The 19,709-nt window shown below is 71.1% G+C and carries 23 protein-coding genes; 11 read left to right on the top strand and 12 right to left on the bottom strand.

Features of this window, described 5'->3' with window-relative positions:
• Nucleotides 1–15 precede the first annotated feature (15 nt).
• The 5 genes from ACFVYA_RS33565 (at nucleotide 16) to ACFVYA_RS33545 (ending at nucleotide 4,423) form a co-directional block, all read left to right on the top strand.
• The gene (locus tag ACFVYA_RS33565) at nucleotides 16–849 is read left to right on the top strand and encodes an alpha/beta fold hydrolase (protein WP_387050739.1); all 834 of its coding nucleotides are present in this window, start codon (nucleotides 16–18) and stop codon (nucleotides 847–849) included.
• Nucleotides 850–944: 95 nt separating this feature from the next.
• Complete coding sequence (locus tag ACFVYA_RS33560) at nucleotides 945–2,342, top strand: hypothetical protein (RefSeq protein ID WP_387050737.1); 1,398 nt, start codon at nucleotides 945–947, stop codon at nucleotides 2,340–2,342.
• Nucleotides 2,339–2,731 (top strand): FixH family protein, encoded by a 393-nt coding sequence (locus ACFVYA_RS33555; protein ID WP_285987851.1) that lies wholly within the window; start codon nucleotides 2,339–2,341, stop codon nucleotides 2,729–2,731. Before ACFVYA_RS33560 ends, ACFVYA_RS33555 begins: the two co-directional genes overlap by 4 nt.
• Before the next feature lie 11 nt (nucleotides 2,732–2,742).
• Nucleotides 2,743–3,885: a hypothetical protein gene (locus ACFVYA_RS33550; protein WP_285987850.1), complete on the top strand. Its 1,143-nt coding sequence runs from the start codon at nucleotides 2,743–2,745 to the stop codon at nucleotides 3,883–3,885.
• Nucleotides 3,878–4,423: a hypothetical protein gene (locus tag ACFVYA_RS33545; protein ID WP_285987849.1), complete on the top strand. Its 546-nt coding sequence runs from the start codon at nucleotides 3,878–3,880 to the stop codon at nucleotides 4,421–4,423. Before ACFVYA_RS33550 ends, ACFVYA_RS33545 begins: the two co-directional genes overlap by 8 nt.
• A gap of 111 nt (nucleotides 4,424–4,534) precedes the next feature.
• Here the strand turns inward: ACFVYA_RS33545 and ACFVYA_RS33540 are convergent, their stop codons facing one another.
• Nucleotides 4,535–4,789: a DUF397 domain-containing protein gene (locus ACFVYA_RS33540; RefSeq protein ID WP_103341780.1), complete on the bottom strand. Its 255-nt coding sequence runs from the start codon at nucleotides 4,787–4,789 to the stop codon at nucleotides 4,535–4,537.
• Nucleotides 4,790–5,090: 301 nt separating this feature from the next.
• On the opposite strand from ACFVYA_RS33540, the gene ACFVYA_RS33535 reads away from it, so the two are divergent.
• Nucleotides 5,091–5,255 carry a hypothetical protein gene (locus tag ACFVYA_RS33535; RefSeq protein WP_285987848.1) on the top strand — a complete coding sequence of 55 codons (165 nt, stop codon included), beginning with the start codon at nucleotides 5,091–5,093 and terminating at the stop codon, nucleotides 5,253–5,255.
• A 4-nt stretch (nucleotides 5,256–5,259) separates the two neighbouring features.
• Nucleotides 5,260–5,514 (top strand): hypothetical protein, encoded by a 255-nt coding sequence (locus tag ACFVYA_RS33530; protein WP_285987847.1) that lies wholly within the window; start codon nucleotides 5,260–5,262, stop codon nucleotides 5,512–5,514.
• A 64-nt stretch (nucleotides 5,515–5,578) separates the two neighbouring features.
• Here ACFVYA_RS33530 and ACFVYA_RS33525 read toward each other — a convergent pair whose 3' ends face one another.
• From ACFVYA_RS33525 to ACFVYA_RS33510, 4 genes are all read right to left on the bottom strand, one after another.
• Nucleotides 5,579–6,187 carry a class I SAM-dependent methyltransferase gene (locus tag ACFVYA_RS33525; RefSeq protein ID WP_387050733.1) on the bottom strand — a complete coding sequence of 203 codons (609 nt, stop codon included), beginning with the start codon at nucleotides 6,185–6,187 and terminating at the stop codon, nucleotides 5,579–5,581.
• Nucleotides 6,184–7,032, bottom strand: a complete 849-nt coding sequence (locus ACFVYA_RS33520) for an SAM-dependent methyltransferase (RefSeq protein ID WP_387050731.1) — start codon at nucleotides 7,030–7,032, stop codon at nucleotides 6,184–6,186. The genes ACFVYA_RS33525 and ACFVYA_RS33520 overlap by 4 nt, the downstream gene beginning before the upstream one ends.
• The gene (locus tag ACFVYA_RS33515) at nucleotides 7,004–7,855 is read right to left on the bottom strand and encodes an SAM-dependent methyltransferase (protein ID WP_387050729.1); all 852 of its coding nucleotides are present in this window, start codon (nucleotides 7,853–7,855) and stop codon (nucleotides 7,004–7,006) included. The genes ACFVYA_RS33520 and ACFVYA_RS33515 overlap by 29 nt, the downstream gene beginning before the upstream one ends.
• Nucleotides 7,856–7,955: 100 nt before the next feature.
• Entirely contained in the window at nucleotides 7,956–8,819 is an 864-nt protein-coding gene (locus tag ACFVYA_RS33510) for a helix-turn-helix transcriptional regulator (RefSeq protein ID WP_013222333.1), read from the bottom strand.
• 234 nt (nucleotides 8,820–9,053) lie between these two features.
• On the opposite strand from ACFVYA_RS33510, the gene ACFVYA_RS33505 reads away from it, so the two are divergent.
• Both ACFVYA_RS33505 and gndA read left to right on the top strand, forming a co-directional pair.
• On the top strand, nucleotides 9,054–9,974 hold the full coding sequence (locus ACFVYA_RS33505) for an MBL fold metallo-hydrolase (protein WP_387050727.1): 921 nt from the start codon (nucleotides 9,054–9,056) through the stop codon (nucleotides 9,972–9,974).
• An 85-nt stretch (nucleotides 9,975–10,059) separates the two neighbouring features.
• Nucleotides 10,060–11,499 carry an NADP-dependent phosphogluconate dehydrogenase gene (gene gndA, locus ACFVYA_RS33500; protein WP_285987842.1) on the top strand — a complete coding sequence of 480 codons (1,440 nt, stop codon included), beginning with the start codon at nucleotides 10,060–10,062 and terminating at the stop codon, nucleotides 11,497–11,499.
• A gap of 121 nt (nucleotides 11,500–11,620) precedes the next feature.
• Here gndA and ACFVYA_RS33495 read toward each other — a convergent pair whose 3' ends face one another.
• The 4 genes from ACFVYA_RS33495 to ACFVYA_RS33480 are packed head-to-tail and all read right to left on the bottom strand — an operon-like array spanning nucleotide 11,621 to nucleotide 15,642.
• A complete protein-coding gene (locus tag ACFVYA_RS33495) occupies nucleotides 11,621–12,358 on the bottom strand; it encodes a Clp protease N-terminal domain-containing protein (RefSeq protein WP_387050724.1) in 738 nt (245 codons plus the stop codon).
• 52 nt (nucleotides 12,359–12,410) lie between these two features.
• Nucleotides 12,411–13,583: a 4-hydroxybenzoate 3-monooxygenase gene (locus tag ACFVYA_RS33490; protein WP_387050722.1), complete on the bottom strand. Its 1,173-nt coding sequence runs from the start codon at nucleotides 13,581–13,583 to the stop codon at nucleotides 12,411–12,413.
• Complete coding sequence (locus tag ACFVYA_RS33485) at nucleotides 13,583–14,797, bottom strand: NAD(P)/FAD-dependent oxidoreductase (RefSeq protein ID WP_387050720.1); 1,215 nt, start codon at nucleotides 14,795–14,797, stop codon at nucleotides 13,583–13,585. The genes ACFVYA_RS33490 and ACFVYA_RS33485 overlap by 1 nt, the downstream gene beginning before the upstream one ends.
• Before the next feature lie 53 nt (nucleotides 14,798–14,850).
• Complete coding sequence (locus ACFVYA_RS33480; RefSeq protein ID WP_285987838.1) at nucleotides 14,851–15,642, bottom strand: IclR family transcriptional regulator; 792 nt, start codon at nucleotides 15,640–15,642, stop codon at nucleotides 14,851–14,853.
• A gap of 114 nt (nucleotides 15,643–15,756) precedes the next feature.
• Here ACFVYA_RS33480 and ACFVYA_RS33475 point away from each other — a divergent pair, with 114 nt between their 5' ends.
• Nucleotides 15,757–16,206, top strand: coding sequence for a hypothetical protein (locus ACFVYA_RS33475; RefSeq protein WP_387050718.1), 450 nt, complete (start codon nucleotides 15,757–15,759; stop codon nucleotides 16,204–16,206).
• 42 nt (nucleotides 16,207–16,248) lie between these two features.
• On the opposite strand, the gene ACFVYA_RS33470 is transcribed toward ACFVYA_RS33475, so the two are convergent.
• Both ACFVYA_RS33470 and ACFVYA_RS33465 read right to left on the bottom strand, forming a co-directional pair.
• The gene (locus ACFVYA_RS33470; protein WP_285987836.1) at nucleotides 16,249–16,566 is read right to left on the bottom strand and encodes an NIPSNAP family protein; all 318 of its coding nucleotides are present in this window, start codon (nucleotides 16,564–16,566) and stop codon (nucleotides 16,249–16,251) included.
• On the bottom strand, nucleotides 16,566–17,705 hold the full coding sequence (locus ACFVYA_RS33465; RefSeq protein ID WP_285987835.1) for a 5-methyltetrahydropteroyltriglutamate--homocysteine S-methyltransferase: 1,140 nt from the start codon (nucleotides 17,703–17,705) through the stop codon (nucleotides 16,566–16,568). Before ACFVYA_RS33465 ends, ACFVYA_RS33470 begins: the two co-directional genes overlap by 1 nt.
• Before the next feature lie 129 nt (nucleotides 17,706–17,834).
• On the opposite strand from ACFVYA_RS33465, the gene ACFVYA_RS33460 reads away from it, so the two are divergent.
• Nucleotides 17,835–19,166 carry a nucleobase:cation symporter-2 family protein gene (locus ACFVYA_RS33460; protein WP_387050715.1) on the top strand — a complete coding sequence of 444 codons (1,332 nt, stop codon included), beginning with the start codon at nucleotides 17,835–17,837 and terminating at the stop codon, nucleotides 19,164–19,166.
• Here ACFVYA_RS33460 and ACFVYA_RS33455 read toward each other — a convergent pair.
• Nucleotides 19,117–19,692 (bottom strand): TetR/AcrR family transcriptional regulator, encoded by a 576-nt coding sequence (locus tag ACFVYA_RS33455; protein WP_285987833.1) that lies wholly within the window; start codon nucleotides 19,690–19,692, stop codon nucleotides 19,117–19,119. The two genes, ACFVYA_RS33460 and ACFVYA_RS33455, sit on opposite strands and share 50 nt — an antisense overlap.
• Nucleotides 19,693–19,709: the final 17 nt, after the last annotated feature.

Genomic DNA, 19,709 nt, shown 5'->3' with positions numbered 1-19,709 from the left:
AATCGGTTAGAGAACATGGCCACCGTGAACGGCACCCGCCTGCACTACCTCCGCGCCGGCGACGGCCCGCCGCTGTTCCTGCTGCACGGCTGGCCGCAGACGTCGCACTGCTGGCGCAAAGTCCTGGCGCCGCTCGCCGAAACGCACACCGTGATCGCCCCCGACCTGCGCGGCTACGGCCGCAGCGACAAACCGAAGTCCGGCTACGACAAGCGCACGATGGCCGCCGACGTCGCCGCCCTCGCCGACCACCTGGGCTTCGCGAAGACCGCCGTCGCCGGCCACGACCGCGGCGGCCGCGTCGCCCACCGCTGGGCCCTGGACCGCCCGGACCAGGTCGGCCGCCTCGCCGTGTTCGACATCGTGCCCACCCGCGCGATGTGGCAGCGGCTCGACGTCATCGCGAAGCCGTCCTGGCACTGGCTCTTCCACCTCCAGCCCGACCTGCCGGAGCTTCTGGCCGGCCAGAACATCGCCGCCTACCTCGGCTACTTCTTCGAACGGTGGGCCTACCAGCGCCACGCCCTCGACGCCGAGGCGCAGGCCGAGTACGTCCGCGCCTTCTCCCAGCCCGGCGCGCTCCGGGCGGGCTTCGACGACTACCGCGCCTCCTTCCCCGACGACGCCGAACTCGACGACGCCGACTTCGAAGCCGGAAAGCGCGTCACCCAGCCAGTCCTCGCCCTTTGGGGCGCCAACGGCCTGCTCGACACGCTCCCGGCACTCGAGATCTGGCGGGAGTACGCGGACGACGTCACCGGCGAAGCCCTCGCCGAATGCGGCCACTTCCTCGCCGAGGAACAACCCGGCGAAGTGGTCACCCACCTGCGAAAATTCCTCGACCCCTGAGACCACCGGGGCCGGGAATCCCCCGAACCGGGGACCGGAGTTCCCTCGCCGCCGTGACGCCCGCCACCGGTCGCGCCGGTTAGGTTCGAACCACGATGGGGAGCAAATCGAAAGCCGCACTGCTGTTACTGCTGGCCGTACTGGGCATCGCGGCCGGCGGGGGGACAGCGCACGCCGACGGCGCACCGGCCGGCGCCGACATCCAGGTCGCCCAGACGCTCGGCGCCCGCGAGCTGACCGTGATCATCCGCCGCGTCGACACGACACCGTCGCCGCTGCGGGTCGACGTCGTGACGCACCAGGGCACCGCGCCCGGCACGCTGCACCTGGCCGTCGCGGCCGGCGGCGTCCCGAGTTCGCGCGCGGACGTGGTCCTCGGCGCCACACCGGGTGTCTACGCGGGAAATCTCCAAGTCGACAAACCGGGGCCGTGGGAACTCTCGCTGAGCGACGGCACCGGGCCGCCGGCGACGATCCCGTTCATCGTGCCCGCCCGGGTGGTGCCGCCGTGGGAGAAGGCGACCTACGGCGGCTTCGTCGCCGCGGGCGTTTTCCTGCTGCTGGCCCTGGTCGTGGGGGTGCGAGCGAAACGGACGGCGTTCGCGCTGATCCCCGCGGGTGGCGTGGTCGCCGCGCTCGCCGTCGCCGTCACCGGCGCGCTGCTGTCGGCGAGCACTCCCCCGCCGCCCGCACCCGGCAGCCAGCTGGACCCCACGTACGACAACGTCACCGACCCGTACGCGAACGCCCGGCTGTCCACAGTGGATTACTCACGGCCGCCGGTGAACCTCGCCGTCCAGGACGAAGGCAATGAACTCGAGCTGCGGCTCACCGACGGCGCCACCGGCCGCCCGGCCGACGACCTGCTCGTCCACGACAACGCCCTCGTGCACCTGGTGCTGGTCTCGCCGTCCGGCCGGCTGAGCCACCTGCACCCGGTGCGCGTCGGCCCCGGCGACTACCGCGTCCGCCTCGACGATCCGGAAGCGGGCACCTACGCCGTCGCCGCGGAACTGGCCCGGCGCGGCGGCGGGGTCCAGCTCGCCCGGTCCACTGTGGACGTCAGGGGCACCGCGGCCCCCGCACCCGAACCACCCGGCCCCGGACCGCGGACGATCGACGGCACCCCGGTCGACCTCACGATCAGCCCGGGGACGCCGACCACCATCACCGCGCACTTCCCCGGCCAGGACCTCCAGCCCTGGCTGGGCATGCTCGGCCACCTGATCGTCACCGGGCCGTTCACCGGTCCCGCCGGCGAAGGCGCCGCCAAGGCCCCGACGTGGGCGCACGTCCACGCGATGGTGCCGCCGGTCGCGGGGCAGCTCGACCGTCCTGATGAGACAGTCGCCGCCTACGGCCCGGACGTCAGCTTCACCTACACCTTCGCCGAGCCCGGCCGGTACCGGATCTGGCTGCAGGCCGAACGCGGCTACCGGGTGCTCACCGTCCCCGCCGTGGTCGACGTCCCGACGACAGGAGCCGCCCGATGAAACGCCCGACGTTGCTGATCGCCGTCGTCGCCCTGGTCGCCGCGGCCGGTGCCGCCTGGCTGCTGTGGGGCGGCACGGGCGCGAAATCCGCCACCCAGCAAGCGGTTTCGGGACCGTACACCGTCCAGTTCTCCGCGGAGCAGCCGCGAATCGGCGGCAACACGTTCGCGGTGGCGGTGACCGGGCCGGCGCCCGAAGCCGTCACGGTCGCGCCGGTCATGGCGCAGATGGGGCACGCGCTCGCGCCGGTGCCCGCCGGGCCGGACGGGCCCGGCCACTTCCGCGCCGCGGACGTCGGGCTGCCGATGGCCGGGCAGTGGGAGATCACCGTTTCGCTGCGCGGCCCCGGCGGGCCCGCGCAGGTCGTCTTTCCCGTGTTGGTCAAATAGAAGGAGGGGGAATGGATCTCACCGCATCCGGCGTGCGCAGCACGTCGGTGACGCAACAAGCGCGAACGGGGCTGCTGCCGGCGAACGTCGTGCTCGGCGGATCCCTGCTGTCGCTGGTCGGGCTCACCTGGGACATCCAGTGGCACGACGACGTCGGGCCGGACACGTTCTTCACGCTGCCGCACCTGTTCCTGTACGCGGGCAGCGCGGTCGTCGGCCTGGCGAGCCTCGCCGTCGTGCTGCTGACGACGGCGGCGCGGCGCGCGGGACGGCCGGTCGACCCGCGGATCGGCGGGCGCGTGGTCAACGTGTTCGGCCGGACGTTCGCGGCCCCGCTGGGCTACCTGGTCTCCGGGGTCGGCGCGGCGACGTTCCTGCTGTACGGCCTGTGGGACCAGTGGTGGCACGGGCTCTACGGCTTCGACGCGGTCATCGACTCGCCGCCGCACATCGGGCTGCTGCTGTCGATCACGGTCTCGCTGATCGGCACGACCGCGGTGTTCGCCGCGGCGCGTGAACACCGCTGGGGCCGGCTCGGCACGCTGGCGTCACTGACCGTGCTGCTCACCTTCGGGCCGGTGCTGGCGCTCGGGTTGCAGCAGGTGCCGGACGACTACGCCGACGCCGTCGCCATCGGGACGTCGATGATGGCGGTGCTGCTGGTCGCCGTGGGCGCCGGGTTCTTCCGCCGTCCGGGCGGGGCGGTGGGCACCGCGGCGCTGGTCGCGGTCGTGCAGGCCGTTTTCTGGTGGTTCTCGCCGTGGGCGGCACAGGCGTACGCCGACATGGTCGGCCTGCCGCTGCGGGACGCGGTTTCCGGCGTGCCGGCGATGCCGTCCCTGACACCGATGGCGCTGCTGCCGGTGGCCGCGCTGATGGAGCTGGTGTACCTCGCCGGCCGGCGCCGGGGGTGGCGCCCGGGCCGGGTGTCCGTGGTCGCCGGCGGGATCGCCGGGCTGCTGCTCGGCCTGAGCCTGCCGGTCCAGCGCTTCCTGCTCTACACCGGCGCGCACCTGCCGCCGGCCTGGTACCTGACGACGACCGCCGTGCTCAGCGCGGCGCTGGGGCTGCTCGGCGGGTTCGCCGGGTGGCGGTTCGGCGGGATGCTCTGCCTGCTGGCGCCCGCGAAGAAGGGGGAAACCGCTGATGCTTAAGAAGTTGCTCGCCCTGGCCGCGGTCGCCGGGCTGCTGTTCACCACCGAGGGGACGGCGAACGCCTACGAGCCGGTCAACATCGTGCACACCGAACGGGTGCAGGCCGGGCCGTACGGGCTGACCATCGGGTTCAGCACCTGGCCGCTGAAAGCCATGCAGTCGCTGGACTTCACCTTCATCCCCGACGGCGGGATCGAGGGCAAGTCCGGCACGCTCACCATGGTCAACCCGGAAGGCGGGCAGAACCGGAAGCAGCCGCTGGTCCGGCACCCGCGCAAACGCGACGTCTGGGGCCTCGACGTCCGCTCGATGCCGCGGCCGGGTGACTGGACGTTCCGCTTCGCGGTCAACGGCCCCGCCGGCTCCGGCACCGGCGAGCTGCGCGCCCTGCCGGTGCTGGAACAGCCGGGGCCGCCGATGGGCGTGAGCTGGGCGATCAGCACGCTGCCGCTGATCGGGCTCGTGGTGCTCGTCGTGGTGGCCTGGCGCCGGACCCGCGGCCGGTTGCGCGGCGGGGAGCTTCCGGCAATCGGGTGAGATTCCGCTCACATCGAGCTTCCGGACGTATTCGGACGGTCGCGAAGGCCTCCTTCACCGTAGAGAGCGGGGAAGGAGGCCTTCACCATTTGTCTTCCGCGGTATGCGCGGTCAGGCGGGCAGGTCGAACTGGCCGGCCTTGACGGCGATCAGGAACGCTTCCCACTCGGCGGTGTCGAACACGAAGACGGGGCTGGTCGCGAGCTTGGTGTCCCGGACGCCGATCAGGCCTTCGGAGCCCAGGTTGACCTCGACGCAGCTGCCGCCGTTGGGCTCGCTGGCGAACGACTTCTCCCAGGCGGCCTCTTCGAACAGGGTCACGGCCGTGTTCGGATCGTAATCCGCGAACGACGGATAATCCGCCATGGGTCGTACCTCCGAGGATCGATGGGGGGCGCGGTCGTGACCTGGTCGAAGGCACCCGCTCCCGGCTACTCAGTGTCTCAATGGAGCAAGCCACAGGGCCAAGCGGGTGATCAACTGGGTACGGCCTCGACATGAAGATTATTCCAGGAGTAGGATTAATCGCATCGGCCGGGGCGCTGGTGTCGGTGAATGACTGCCTGCTCGCGGCGGGCGGTCGTCGAGGCGGGCCGAAGTGTTCGAACGACCAGCGCCGGAACCAACCAAACCAAGCCACCGCAGGACCTCATGGGGGAGGAACAGCGTGATCGTCGAGGACAGTGCGCCACCCGGCGCGCTCGCCGTGACCAGGCTCGCCGTCTCCGGACGGGCAGCCACCACGGCCGCGACCGAGCTGGTCCGGACCAGAGGTGCGGAAGCGTTTTCCCACCAGGACGCCGAAGCACCGCGACGAGAGCTGGGGGTGTAGACGAATGGCCGTCCGGGTGAATTCGCTCTTCTGCCGCGAGGACGAAGAACACCGTGGCCGCCGGGGCATCGGGAACGAACTGCGGAACCGCTTCGGCTTCAGCCTGATCCAGGCCCCGCTGCGCAAGACCACGACTTGGGCGACGGACCAGGACCTTCCGCTGCGGCGCCACGCCGACGGGGTCCGCACGACCCGCCCGCTGGAAGCCGCGATCGACCTCACGCCGCTGATGCGCGGCCGCATCGGTTCACGCGCTTGAACTGCCGCACCACCACGAAACAGCCCCGGCTCCCTGACGGAACCGGGGCTCTTTTCGTTCGTGACTACGGTTTCCGGAGCAGCAGGCTGCCGTGCCGCAGCGGCCGCTCGTCCGGACCCGGCTCGCGGTACACGCGCCCCACCTCGGCGAGTCCCGCATCGGCCGCGAGCCCCGCCAGTTCGTCCAGCGGCCAGCAGTAGGCCGTCGTCACCTTGTGGTCGAACGACGTCAGCGGGCCGCCCCGGGATTCGAAGCACCCCAACAGAACGTGACCACCGGACGCCAACGTTCGGGCGAATTCGGCGAAGTACCGGGGGACCTCCCCCGGCGGCGTGTGGATCACCGAGTACCACGACAGGATCCCGGCGAGCGACGCGTCCGGCAGCTCGAGCGCCGCCATGGAGCCCACCTCGAACCGCAGGTCCGGATGGGCGGCCCGGGCGAGCGAGATCATCGCCGGGGACAGGTCGACGCCGAACGCGTCGAGCCCCAGCGAACGCAGGTGCGCCGTGAGGTGGCCGGGGCCGCAGCCCAGGTCGGCGACCGGGCCGCGGCCGCGGACGGAATCCGCGAACGCCGTCCACACCGCCCGCTCCAGCGGGTGCTTGTCCCAGGCCCCGGCGGCGAATTCCGCGTACTGGACGGCGATCGCGTCGTAGGCGGCCGCCGTCACGGCTTGCGGCCGAGGCCGCAGAGGTGACCGACGAACGCCGGGTCGTTCGCGAGCTTCCTGGTCGCCCGGGACTCGATCTCCTCCGGGTGCCACTCCGGCAGGTAGACGATGCCCGGCTCGACCAGCTCCAGCCCCTCGAAGAACGACGTGAACTCTTCGCGGGTGCGCAGGTGGAGCGGCGTGCTCGACTGGTTGTACTGCTTCATGATCGTCTCGCGGCTGTCCGCGTCGGCCATCTCGTGCAGGCCGTCGCTCGTCAGGTGCGAGGACAGGAAGTACGAGCCGGACGGCAGCAGCGACAGGTACTTCCGGATGGTCTGGGCCACCGGCTCGTCGGCACCGAGGAAGTACAGGACGCCGACCATGATCAGGCCGATCGGGCGGTTCGGGTCGAGGACACCGGTGTCGAGCGCGCGCTTCCAGATGTCGGCCGGGTCGCGCAGGTCGCCCTGCAGCACCGCGTGCCGGCCCGCGACACCCTCCTGCTCCAGCAGGATCTGGGAGTGGGCGACCGCGACCGGCTCGTTGTCGACGTACACGCACCGGGCGTCCGGGTTCACGTCCGTGGCGACCTCGTGGACGTTGCCGACCGTCGGGACGCCGGAGCCGAGGTCGAGGAACTGGTCGATGCCGTTGCGCGCCAGGTACCGCACCCCGCGGCCGAGGAAGTCGCGCCCGGCACGGGCGACCGTCTTGATCATCGGGAACGTCTTGACCGCCTGCTCCCCGAACTGGCGGTCGATGGCCCAGTTGGCGTCGCCGCCGAGGAACCAGTCGTAGATGCGGGCCGCGTTCGGCCGGTCGAGGTCCACGCCCTCAGGGGCTTCGGGGTCCTGCGTCGTCATTGCGTCCTCCAGGCTTGCGGCCGACACCGCCGACCACGCTCGCGAGGGGGACCGTGGCGGCGCCGGGCTCCGGGCGCCACTCTCCCACAGGCACGATCCCGGGCTCGACGACGTCGAAGGTACCGAAGAACGCCGCGATCTCGTCGAGAGACCGGGAAACCGCGGGCGAGCTCGACCGTTCGGAGAGCTTCACGAGTTTCCGGATCTGCTCCAGCTCATCGCCTTCGACGCCGGATTCGGTCGCGTGCGAAAGCACGTACGCCGATCCCGGCGCCAGGAGCGTCCGGTAGTCGCGGATGGCTTCGCGGACGCCGGTGCCGTCCGGCAGGAAGTGCAGCACCGCCACGGTCAGCAGGCAGATCGGCCGGTCCGGGTCGAGCACGCCGGTGGCGAGCGCGGCTTCCCAGACCTCTTCGGCGTCCCGCAGGTCGGCGTGCAGCACAGCATGGCGCTCGGGATCGCCGGCTTCGTCGAGCAGCATCCGCCCGTGCGCGACGGCCACGGGCTCGTGGTCGACGTAGACGCACCGGCTGTCGTCGGCGTAGTCGTCGGCGACCTCGTGCACGTTGCCCGCGGTCGGGATGCCGGAGCCGAGGTCGAGGAACTGCGTGATGCCCTGGGCGAGGCAGTAGCGCACGGCCCGGCCGAGGAAGTCCCGGTTGCCCCGCGCGAGCGCCTTCGCGAGCGGGAACGCCTGCACCGCCTGCTCGCCGTACTGCCGGTCGATCGCCCAGTTCGCGGTGCCGCCGAGGGCCCAGTCGTAGATGCGCGCGATGTTCGGCCGGTCGAGGTCGACGGCCTCGGGGAGGAAGGCGGGGTCCACGATGTCCCCTTCGGGCGGCACTTCCGGGTGGTTTCGGGCGCAACCGAACACTCTACCGACGGTTGTTCACCGTTCGGGACTGTTCACGCGGCCGTTCGCCCTATTGGAGCTGCTGCATCTGGGCGCGGTAACCCTCCGCAAGCTCCTTGAGGAACTGCCGGGTCTCCTGGCGCTCCAGCGCGGCTCCGCGCAGCCGGTCCCACGAGTCGACGAAGATGTTGAAGTCCTTGACGTCGTCGAGGTACAGCCCGCCCGCGGAGTGCTCGATGTAGACGAAGTCCCGCGTGCGGTCCGGGAACCGCATGATCGTGAAGTCGTTGGGCACCGCGGCCAGCCGGGCGCCGAACGGCAGTACGTGTACGTAGACCCGCGGGTGCTTCTCGAGCGAGAGCAGGTGTTCGACCTGGTCGAGCATCACCGCGGGCGCGTACCCGCCGGGTGCCCGGCGCAGCGCGCCTTCGCTGATGATGAACCGGTAGTACGGCGGCTGCTGCTGCTCGAACACCGCCTTGCGGTCGAGCCGGTTGCGCACCAGCGACGTCACGTCCGTCGCGCCGGCCTCGGTGAACTGCTTGAGCATGTAGTGCTCGGACTGCAGCGGGCCCGGGATGCGCTCACCGTGCCAGGTGAGGATCTCCGCGGCCGCGGGCTCCAGGTCGGTGAAGGTGCGGAACCAGTGCGGCACCACCGAGCGGTAGCCGGACCAGTGGCCGCGCTGCCCGGCGGCGGCCCGCGCCAGGTTCATCAGCGTGTCGGCCTCTTCGCCGTTGATCCCGAACGCGTTCAGCATCGATCGCACATCCCCGAGCTTCACCCCGACGGCACCGGACTCGATCTTGTTGACCTTGCCCTGGGTGCAGCCGAGGACCTCGGCGACCTGCTGCTGTGTCATCCGCGCCGCGGTGCGGGCATGCCGGAGCTCGTTCCCGAGCTGCTTCCGGCGCGAGGTGACGGTGCTGGCCATCGCCCTGCTCTCCCGGACCACTACCAAGCGACGACGGCCACCGGCCGCCGTCGCACGCGAACTATCGAACCCACCCAGGTTAGTGCTTCACCTTGCGGATCTCGATGATGACATCGCGCAGCGTTCCAGGAAACGCCGCAGAATGCCAGTCACCTGTGTCTTCACTCGCCTGGACCAGTGAATTCGTAATTTTTCCGCCAACCGGCGGAGCGCGCTCTCGGGCATAGTGAGCCGGTGACCGATCGTTCGCCCTCCGCCGCCGCCGTCACCCCGCTGGCCGACCGGGTCCACGGCTACGTCCAGCCGGACGGCTCCTGGTACATCAACAACTGCGGGTTCGTCGACGCCGGCGACCACACCGTGCTGATCGACACCTGCTCGACCGAGCGCCGCACGCGTGCGCTGCTGGAGACGGTCGCGGCCGCGACCGGCAGCCCGGTGACGACCCTGGTCAACACCCACCACCACGGCGACCACACCAACGGCAACTACCTGGTCGCGGGCGCCACGATCATCGGCCACCGCAAGACGCGCGAGCTGATGGTCGCCGAGGGCATCCAGACGTTCGACGGCATCTTCGTCGGCAACGACTGGGGCGAGCTCGAGTCGCGGCCGCCGGAGGTCGTGTTCGACGACCGGCTCACCCTCTACGCCGGGGACGTCGAGATCCGGCTGATCCACCCCGGTCACGCCGCCCACACGACCAACGACGTGCTCGTCTGGCTGCCCGAGCAGCGCGTGCTCTACGCCGGTGACCTGGTGTTCCACGGCGGCAGCCCGTTCGCGCTGATGGGCTCGGTCGCGGGGTGGCGCAAGGGCCTGGACGTGATCCGGGAGCTGGAGCCGGACGTGATCCTGCCCGGGCACGGCGGCCCGTGCGGACTGGACGTCGTGGACAAAGTGGACGCGTACCTGGCCTTCCTCCAGAAGACGGCCGAGCGCGGGAAGGCCGCCGGGCTGTCCCCGCTGGAGCTGGCGAAGGAGACGGACCTGGGCGAGTTCGCGGAGCTGAGCGAGCAAGAGCGGCTGCCGGGGAACTTGCACCGCGCGTACGCCGAGCTGGACGGCGCCGAGTGGGGCGCGGAGATCGACCTGGTGGCGGCGATCACGGACATGCTCGCCTACAACAAGGGCCCGATCCGCTGCTTCTCCTGAACTAGGTGAGCTGCTCCTCCGTGGCCTCCCTTGAGGCGTCGATCGGACTAGGGTCTGAATCGAGAGAGTCGTTGGAAGGATGCGGATGAGCAAGAAGGCGAGCATCGGGGTCACCGGCCTGGCGGTCATGGGCCGCAACCTGGCCCGGAACCTGGCCCGGCACGGCCACACGGTGGCCCTGCACAACCGGTCCGAGGAACGGACCCGCGCGCTGGTGGAGCAGTTCGGCGACGAGGGCGACTTCATCCCGGCGTACTCCGCGCAGGAGTTCGTGAACGCGCTGGAGCGGCCCCGGCAGGTCGTGATCATGGTCAAGGCGGGCGGCCCGACGGACGCCGTCATCGAGGAGTTCGCGCCGCTGCTCGAAGAGGGCGACGTCATCATCGACGCCGGCAACGCGCACTTCGCCGACACGCGCCGCCGCGAGAAGGCGCTGCGCGAGCGCGGCCTGCACTTCGTCGGCAGCGGCGTCTCCGGCGGCGAGGAAGGCGCGCTGCACGGGCCGAGCATCATGCCCGGCGGCTCGAAGGAGTCGTACGAGTCGCTCGGCCCGCTGTTCGAGGACATCTCGGCGAAGGTCGACGGCGAGCCGTGCTGCACGCACATCGGCGCGGACGGCGCGGGCCACTTCGTCAAGATGGTGCACAACGGCATCGAGTACGCCGACATGCAGCTGATCGCGGAGTCGTTCGACCTGCTCCGGCACGCGGGCGGCTACGCACCCGCCGAGATCGCCGACGTGTTCCGCACCTGGAACACCGGGCGGCTCGACTCCTACCTGATCGAGATCACCGCCGAGGTGCTCGCGCACGTCGACAAGGCGTCCGGCAAGCCGTTCGTCGACGTCGTCGAGGACGCCGCCGAGCAGAAGGGCACCGGCCGCTGGACCGTGCAGATCGGCCTCGACCTGGGCGTCCCGATCTCGGGCATCGCCGAAGCCGTCTTCGCGCGTTCGCTGTCCGGGTCCACGTCGCTGCGCGCGGCGGCCCGCGGTCTCGGCGGTCCTTCGGCCGCGCCGCTGTCGGGCGCCTCGCTGGAGCGCTTCGCCGATGACGTCGAGCAGGCGCTGTACGCGTCGAAGGTCGTCGCGTACGCGCAGGGCTTCAACCAGATCCAGGCCGGCGCGACCGAGTACGGCTGGGACATCGACCTGGGCAAGGTCGCCTCGATCTGGCGCGGCGGCTGCATCATCCGCGCGAAGTTCCTCAACGACATCACCGCGGCCTACGCCGACGAGCCGGAGCTGCCGACGCTGCTCACCTCGGGCGGCTTCCGCAAGGCGGTCGAGGACGCGCAGGACTCGTGGCGCTCGGTGATCTCGACGGCGGTCAAGCTCGGCATCCCGACGCCGGGCTTCTCGACGGCGCTGGCCTACTACGACGGCCTCCGCGCGGACCGGCTGCCGGCCGCGCTGGTGCAGGGCCAGCGGGACTTCTTCGGTGCCCACACCTACCGGCGGGTGGACCGCGAAGGCTCGTTCCACACGGCCTGGGCCGCCGACGGCCGCCCGGAGTCCGACGCCTGACGCGACGCGCGGGCCCTCCCCCTCGGTGAGGGCCCGCGCGGCCGGGAAGACCCCCTGGTCCTTCCCGATCAGAGCAGCGTCACGAGAACCACCGCGAGCACGACGGCCCACCAGAGCGGTCTCACTGCCCCCGGGCGGCGAGGATCTCCGCCAGCACCTCCAGGATCTTCGCCTCGGCCTTGTCCTTCTTGACGCCCAGGCCGTCGAGGACCTCGAAGCCACTGCCTTCGCCCTGTTCCAGCAGCGCCAGCAGCAGGTGCTCGGTGCCGATGTAGTTGTGCCCCAGCCGCAAGCCCTCGCGCATGGTCAGCTCGAGGGTCTTCTTGGCGGCCCCGGAGAACGGCACCACGTTCGGCACCGGGTCGACCGGCTCGGGCAGCCGCGCTTCGGCGGCTTCGCGGACGGCGTCCAGCTGCACGCCCTGGGCCAGGATCGCCCCGGCCGCCAGCGCGGCCGGCTCGGTGAGCAGGCCCAGGACGATGTGCACGGTGTCGATGTACGGGCTGGCGTGGTCGACGGCCGCCTTCTGCGCCTCGACGACGACGTGCCGCGCCCGGTCGGTGTAGCGGCCGTAGACGCGTTCGATCGAACCACTGGGGTCGCCGCCGGGGTCGACCTTCGGCACGAACCGCTTCTGGGCGGCCTGCTTGGTGACGCCCATGCTGGCGCCGATCTCGGTCCAGGACGCCCCCGACCGCCGGGCCTGGTCGACGAAGTGGCCGATCAGGTGGTCGGCCACTTCGCCGAGGTGCTGACCCACGTACACCGCGTCGGTCAGCTGGGCGAGGGCGTCATGGTCGTTGTTGCTCTTGATGGCGTTGATGAGGTCGTCGAGCTTGATGTTGGTCGGCAAGGTCATGCCGTCAACTGTAGGTTGACGACCGTCCATCGTCAACCGCGAGTTGACGATCTCAGGCGAACGGCAGCCCGACGTAGTTCTCCGCCAGACTCGTCGCCGCCGCGCGTGACGACGTCGTGTAGCGCAACTGCGACAGCTGCAGTTGCCGCGCGAAGCCGTCCGCGTGCGGGTCGGTGTGCAGCATCGTCGTCATGAACCAGGAGAAGTGCTCCGCCCGCCAGACCCGGCGCAGGCAGGCGTCCGAGTAGGCCGCGGCGGGCGTCTCGTCACCGCGCAGCAACGCCTCCAGGGCGCGGGCCAGCACCCGGACGTCGGCGATCGCCAGGTTCATGCCCTTCGCGCCGGTCGGCGGCACGATGTGCGCGGCGTCGCCGGCCAGGAACAGGCGCCCGTGCCGCAGCGGCTCGGCGACGAAGCTGCGCATCGGCGTGATGCCCTTGTCGAGGATCGGGCCTTCCCGGAGCGTGAAGTCGCCCTCGACCTCGAGCCGCGCGGTCAGCTCGGCCCAGATCCGGTCGTCGGACCAGGCTTCGAGGGACTCGGCGGGATCGACCTGGAGGTAGAGCCGGGTGATCTCCGGCGTCCGCATGCTGTGCAGTGCGAACCCGCGTTCGTGGTGGGTGTAGATGAGCTCGTGGTGGGACGGCGGGGTCCGGGCCAGGACACCCAGCCAGGCGAACGGGTACTCGCGTTCGTACACCGTCAGCGCACTGTCCGGAATGGATGGACGGCAGACACCGTGGAAGCCGTCGCAGCCCGCCACGGCGGCACACTCGATGACCTGCGCACTGCCTTCGCGGTCACGGTAACGGACCCGCGGCCGCACCGTGTCCACATCGGACAGTTCGACGGCCGAGACCTCGAAGGAAATCGGATATCCACGGGCGTCGTGGGCGTCGATGAGGTCCTTGACGATCTCCTGCTGCCCGTAGACGGTGATCGCCTTCCCGGTCAGCTCGGTGAGGGCGATCCGGTGGTCGGCGCGGTCGAACCGCAGTGACAGCCCTTCGTGCGGCATGCCCTCGGCCGCCAGCCGATCGCCGAGGCCCAGCGACGTCAGCAGCTCGACGGTCGGCTGCTCGCAGACCCCCGCCCGCACCCGCTGCCGGACGTACTCGCGGTCGCGGGCTTCCAGGACCACGCAGTCGATCCCGGCTTCGTGCAGCAGGAACGACAGCAGCAGCCCGGCCGGGCCGGCGCCGATCACCGCCACCTGCGTGCGCATCACGCCGCTCGCGACTTCAGGTGCGCCTTGAGGTCGAAGGCGCTGGCCTCGAGATCGGCGTACGCGGGCTTCGGCTCGGCGGTGAACAAGCGGCGCGCGGCGATGTGGTCGGCGGGCCGGTTCACCGACTCGACGGCGATGAGGACGTCGTCGCGGAAGGACAGCACGGAGAACTTGCCTTCGGTCCGGTCGCCCGCGACCACCGTCCGGTCGGCGCCCGAGAGGATGCCGGCGATCTGCAGCTTGGCGCCCGCCTGGTCGGTCCAGAACCAGGGCAAGCTGGCGTATGGCGCCGGCGTGCCGGTGATCGCCGCGGCCACGCAACGGGCCTGGTCGACGGCGTTCTGCACCGACTCCAGCCGGGTCTCGGCGCCGGCCTGCACGCACGGGAAGTTGGCGCAGTCGCCGATGGCGAAGATCCGCTCGTCCGCCGTCCGCAGGTGCGCGTCGACGACGACACCGTTGCGCACCGGCAGCCCGGCGGTCTCGGCGAGCGTGGTCTCGGGCACCACCCCGACGGCGACGACGACCAGGTCGGCGGGCAGCCGGGTGCCGTCGGCCAGCTCGGCTTCGCGGACGCGCTCGTCGCCGTGCAGCGCCGCGACGCCCTGGCCGAGCAGCACCGTGTGCCCGGCGTTGCGGTGCAGGTCGGCGAAGTACGCGGAGATCTCCGGCGTCGCGACGCGGTTGAGCAGACGGTCCTGCGCCTCGACGATCGTCACCGGGCGCCCGGCGTGCGAGGCGAACTCCAGCCCGATGAACCCACCACCGGCGACGACGACGTTCCCGGCCCGCTCGAGAGACGCCCGGAGCCGGTCGGCGTCGTCGCGGGTGCGCAGGGTCAGCACGCCCGGGAGGTCCGCGCCGGGCACGGGGAGCGTCCGGTTGCGGGCGCCGGTGGCCAGGACGAGGTAGTCGTAGTCCAGTTCGCGGCCGTCTTCGAGCTCGGCCTTCCGCGCCGCCCGGTCGACCCGCCCGACCCGGCCGGCGACCAGCTCGATGTCCTTCTCGGCGAAGAAGTCCGCACCACGCAGGTGCAGCTGTTCGAGCCCGGCGGTCCCGGCCAGGTAGGCCTTCGACAGCGGCGGCCGCTGGTACGGCACGCCCGGCTCGTCCCCGACCAGCACGACCCGGCCGTCGAAACCCCGGTCCCGCAGCGAAGCCACGGCCTGGAACCCGCTCTGACCAGCACCGACGACGAGCACGGTGGTCATTCCTTCTCCTCACCCCATCCGGCAGCCCTCTACCTCATCCGACCACAACCAGCTCAAGCCGTCGAGGAACCACCGGCCGAGCGCACCGCGCGGGGCGCCCCCAGCACCCGCGAAATCCCGCGCGCCGCGGCCCGGACCGCCGGGACCAGCGTCCGCGGGTCCGTCCCCTCCGCCGGGACGACCACCGAGATCGCGGCCACGACCTCGTCCGCGGCGTCGCGGACCGGCGCCGCCACCGACAGCGCGACCAGCTCGACCTGGCCGTCGCTGATCACGTAGCCGTCGCGACGGACGTCGGCCAGAACCCGCCTCAGCAGCGCCGGCGAAGCGATCGTCTTGGGCGTGAACGTCTTGAGCGGACCGGCCAGGACTTCCTCTTGGGCCTCGGGCGGAGCGTGCGCGAGGAGGACCTGGCCGACACCGGTGGCGTGCGCGGGCAGCCGCCCGCCGACGCGGGTCAGGACGTTGACGGCACCGCGGCCGGAGATGCGCTCGACGTAGACGACCTCGGGCCCGTCGAGCACGGCGAGCTGCACGTTCTGGTGCGTGGCTTCGTAGAGGTCTTCCAGGAACGGCATCGCGCTCTCCCGCAGCTCCGCGCCGTGCGGGGCGAGCGAGGCGACTTCCCAGAGCCACAGCCCGACGCGGTAGGCACCGGTTTCGTCGCGCAGGAGGGCACCGCGCCGGGTGAGCTCGCCGGCGAGCCGGTGCGTGGTCGACAGCGGCAGCCCGGCCCGCCGGCTGAGCTCGGACAGCGTGAGCCGCGGCCGGTCGGCGGTGAAGGCGCCCAGGAGGTCGAGGACGCGATCCACCACCGACGGCGGCCGCTGCGCGCTGTGTCGCATGGGGCCAGTTTTCGCACCGGCGGGACGAGCCGCAACCCGCAGCTAAACCGCGGGTCGTGCCAGGGCGTGTGGGATGGTGCGCCTCGCCCGAGGCGCATTACGAGGGGAGAACACGTGAAGGCCTGGGCGAAAACCGGGATTGTCGCCGCCGCGGCGCTGAGCGCGGCCGCGATCACCGGACCCGTGGCTTCGGCCGCGACCAACCCGTACACGGCGGCGGAGGCCTGCTCCCACGACTTCGGCGGCTCGTGGTCTCCCGCGAAAGACGGCGAGCGCGACGTGATGTACGGCACGGCCAAGTGGGGCGAGGTCCACCTGATGTACAACTCCGCGCACGCCAACTGCGTCGCCACCATCAAGTCGGTCGACGTCGGCACGAAGACGTACGTCGATGCCGGAATCCTGGTGAAAGGCGGGACGTGGCAGGACGACGACGGCCAGTTCGCGTACTACGCGGCCGTCAAGGTGTCGGCGAACAACCAGTGCGTTCAGTACGACGGCTTCGTCGCACACGGTTCGGGCCTGGCGTCCGGCGGGCGCTACGCCTGGGGAAACTGCGACTGACCTGACGAGGCGCCCCGGGTCCGCACCCGGGGCGCCTCGCTCTCAGAGGTCGTCGTCCGGCAGCAGCGGGCGCATGAACGAGCGCCGGTACCGGACCACGCAGCCGCTCTCTTCGCGGATCTTGTCGGCCTCGATGAAGTCCGGGTCGACGCCGAACAGCGTCCGGTAACGCTCGTACGCGGCCAGGCTTTCGAAGCTGAACAGCGCCCGGGCTTCGTCGCTCGCGCCCTCCGACGGCAGGAAATACCCGTGGTGGATCCCGCCCTCCCGTTGCACGAGACGCATCCATGCCGCGGCGAAGCGTTCGAAGTCGGGCAGCTTCGCGGGGTCGATGACGTAGTCGACGACGCAGGTGATCATCAGTGGCCGCCCCAGACGCGGTCGGCCGTCGACACGATCAGCTCCAGTTTGCGCAGCTGGTCGTCCGGCGTCAGGTCGTTGCCCTCCTCGGTCGAGGAGAAGCCGCACTGCGGTGACAGGCACAGCCGGTCGATGTCGACGTACCGCGCCGCCTCCTCGATCCGCCGCACCAGGACGTCCGGGTCCTCCAGCTCCGGCCGCTTGGTCGTGACCAGGCCGAGCACCACCTTCTTGTCCTTCGGCACGAACCGCAGCGGCTCGAACCCGCCGGAGCGTTCGTCGTCGTACTCGAGGAAGAACCCGTCGACGGCGAGCTCGCCGAACAGCGCCTCGGCGACGAACTCGTAGCTGCCCTCCGCGGCCCACGACGAGCGGAAGTTGCCGCGGCACAGGTGGGTCGTCACGGTCAGGCCCTCGGGACGGCCTTCGAGCGCCGCGTTCATCGTCGCGATGTTGCGCAGGTGCTGGGTGTCCGGGTCGCCGCCCATCCGCGCGACGAGCTCCCGCTGCGCCGGGTCGTTCAGGTACGCGAGGCTCGTGTCGTCGAGCTGCAGGTACCGGCAGCCGAGGCCGCTCATCGCCGCGACCTGCGCCGAGTACGCCGAGCTCAGGTCGGCGAAGAACTCCTCGAGGTCCGGGTAGACGGTCTCGCTGACCGCGGCCCGGCCGCCGCGGTAGTAGACCATGCTCGGCGACGGGATGGTCAGCTTCGGCGTCACACCCGGGTCCACATGGGACTGCAGGAACCGGAAGTGGTCGGCGAAGATCGGTTCGTCGAGCCGCACCTTGCCGTCGACCTGCAGCCCGGGCGGGCTGAACTCGAGGTCGCCCGCCAGGTTGTGGAACTTGACGTGCAGCCGCTGGTCGCTCTTCGAGATGCCGCCGAGCGCGTAGATGAAGTCCATGTGCCAGGAAGCGCGCCGGAACTCGCCGTCGGTCGCCGAACTCAGCCCGGCGGCCTTCTGCATCTTGATGACGTCGCGGATCGCGTCGTCCTCGACCGCGCGGAGCTGCTCCGCGCCGATCTCGCCGCTTTCGTGCCGCCGTCGTGCGTCGCGCAACACCGGGGGCCGCAGCAGGCTCCCCACGTGATCGGCGCGAAACGGCGGGCCCACCTGGGAAATGCCACCCGAAGTCATGCACCGATGGTCACACATTCCCGGCCTTCGCGCCGCCCCCCGAAACATGATCATCACGGCCGGGACTTGCAACCGTCACCGGCACCGCGTTGGCTGTGACATCGACAGGCTGCTGTACAGGGGGCGCTCATGACGGAATCCGCGGTCCACCCGGTCGACCAGGGGCTGCCCGCCGGCCGGCTGGCCCTGCTCGGCCTCCAGCACATGTCGATCATGTACGCCGGTTCGGTCGCGGTGCCGCTGATCGTCGGCAGCGCGCTGAAGCTCGACCCGGCGACGATCGGGCTGCTGGTCAACGCCGATCTGCTGGTCGCGGGCATCGCGACGCTCATACAGGCCGTCGGCATCGGGAAACTGCTGGGCATCCGGCTGCCGGTGGTGGCGGGGGCGACGTTCACCGTCGTCAACCCGATGATTCTCATCGCGGCCCAGTACGGCCTGCCCGCGGTCTACGGCGCGATGATCGCGTCCGGTGTGTTCGGGCTGCTCATCGCGAGGCCGTTCGCGAAGCTGATCCGGTTCTTCCCGCCGCTGGTCACCGGGACCCTGCTGCTGGTCATCGGTGTCTCGCTGCTCGGCCCGGGCGCGGCGATGATCGCCGGCCACGACACGACGGCACCGGACTACGCGGCGCCGTCGCACCTCGGGCTGGCGTTCGGCGTGCTCGCGCTGCTCGTGCTCTTCACCCGGGTGCTGCGCGGGTTCGCCAACCAGATCGGGCCGCTGCTCGCGCTGGCCATCGGGCTGGTCGTGGCGATCCCGATGGGACTGGTGCACTGGGACGGCCTGCACGCGGCCGGCTGGTTCGGGCTCGCGTCGCCGTTCCACTTCGGCGCGCCGACGTTCCCGGTCGCGGCGATCCTGTCGATGTGCGTGGTCATGCTGGTGACATTCACCGAGTCGACCGCCGACATGATCGCCGTCGGCGAGATCACCGGGCGCCCGCCGACCGACGCCGACCTCGCGCGCGGCCTGGCCACCGACGGCGTCTCGGCCGTGCTCGGCGGGGTGATGAACTCCTTCCCCGACACGGCGTTCGCGCAGAACGTCGGCCTGGTGCGGATGACCGGCGTGCGCAGCCGCTGGGTCGTCGCGGTGACCGGCGGGATCCTGGTGCTGATGGGCCTGGTGCCGAAGGTCGGCGCGTTCATCGCGGCCATCCCGGAACCGGTGGTCGGCGGGGTCGCCGTCGTGATGTTCGCGATGGTCGCCGCGGTCGGCGCCCAGAACCTCCGGACGGTGGAGTTCTCCGGCAACCACAACACCTTCGTCGTCGCGGTGGCCCTCGGCGTGGGCCTGCTGCCGGCGTTCGCGCCGGACATCTTCAAGCACTTCCCGGCCTGGCTGCAGACGATCTGCGGCAGCTCGATCACGGTGGCGGCGGTGCTCGCCTTCGTGCTGAACCTGCTGTTCAACCACCTCGGCCGGCGCTCGGAGCCGGACCTGCTCGACGCGCGTTGAGCAGCCGGTCGACGAGCACGGTACCGGTGCCCGGCTCGACCGGACGCCGGAACAGCACGCGCAGGTAGAGCGGGGCCAGGACGAAGTCGAGCACCTCGTCGACCGACGGCACCGGCTCACCCCGCGCCGCGGCCTTGTCGAGGGCGGCCTGCAGGTCGTCACCGCGGGCCTGGAGGTACTCGATCGGCTTCTCGTCCGGCCGCAGGGTGGCGACGAGCGCTCGGAGCAGGATCTGGCCGTGCCGGTCGCGCATCGCGCGTTCGACGCCCTCGGCCCAGCCGAGCAGGTCGCCGCGCAGCGAACCGGTGTCCGGAATCGGGGACGTCGAGCGCAGGCGCGTCACCGCCGCGTCGAGCAGCAGCGCGTCGCGGCTGCCCCAGCGGCGGTAGATGCTGGTCGGGTTCACCCCCGCCCGCTCGGCGATCTTCGGGATCGCCGCGTCGATCTCGCCGGCGGCGAGCAGCTCGACGACGGCGTCGTGCACCGCGTCGCGAACACGGGCGCTGCGGCCGCCGGGTCGGGTCATGAGTCCATCCTAAAGCA

The sequence above is a fragment of the Amycolatopsis sp. NPDC058278 genome (genome assembly GCF_042881395.1).
In the GTDB taxonomy this organism is placed as follows: Bacteria; Actinomycetota; Actinomycetes; order Mycobacteriales; family Pseudonocardiaceae; genus Amycolatopsis.
This window is presented reverse-complemented; position numbering and strand designations above follow the sequence as displayed.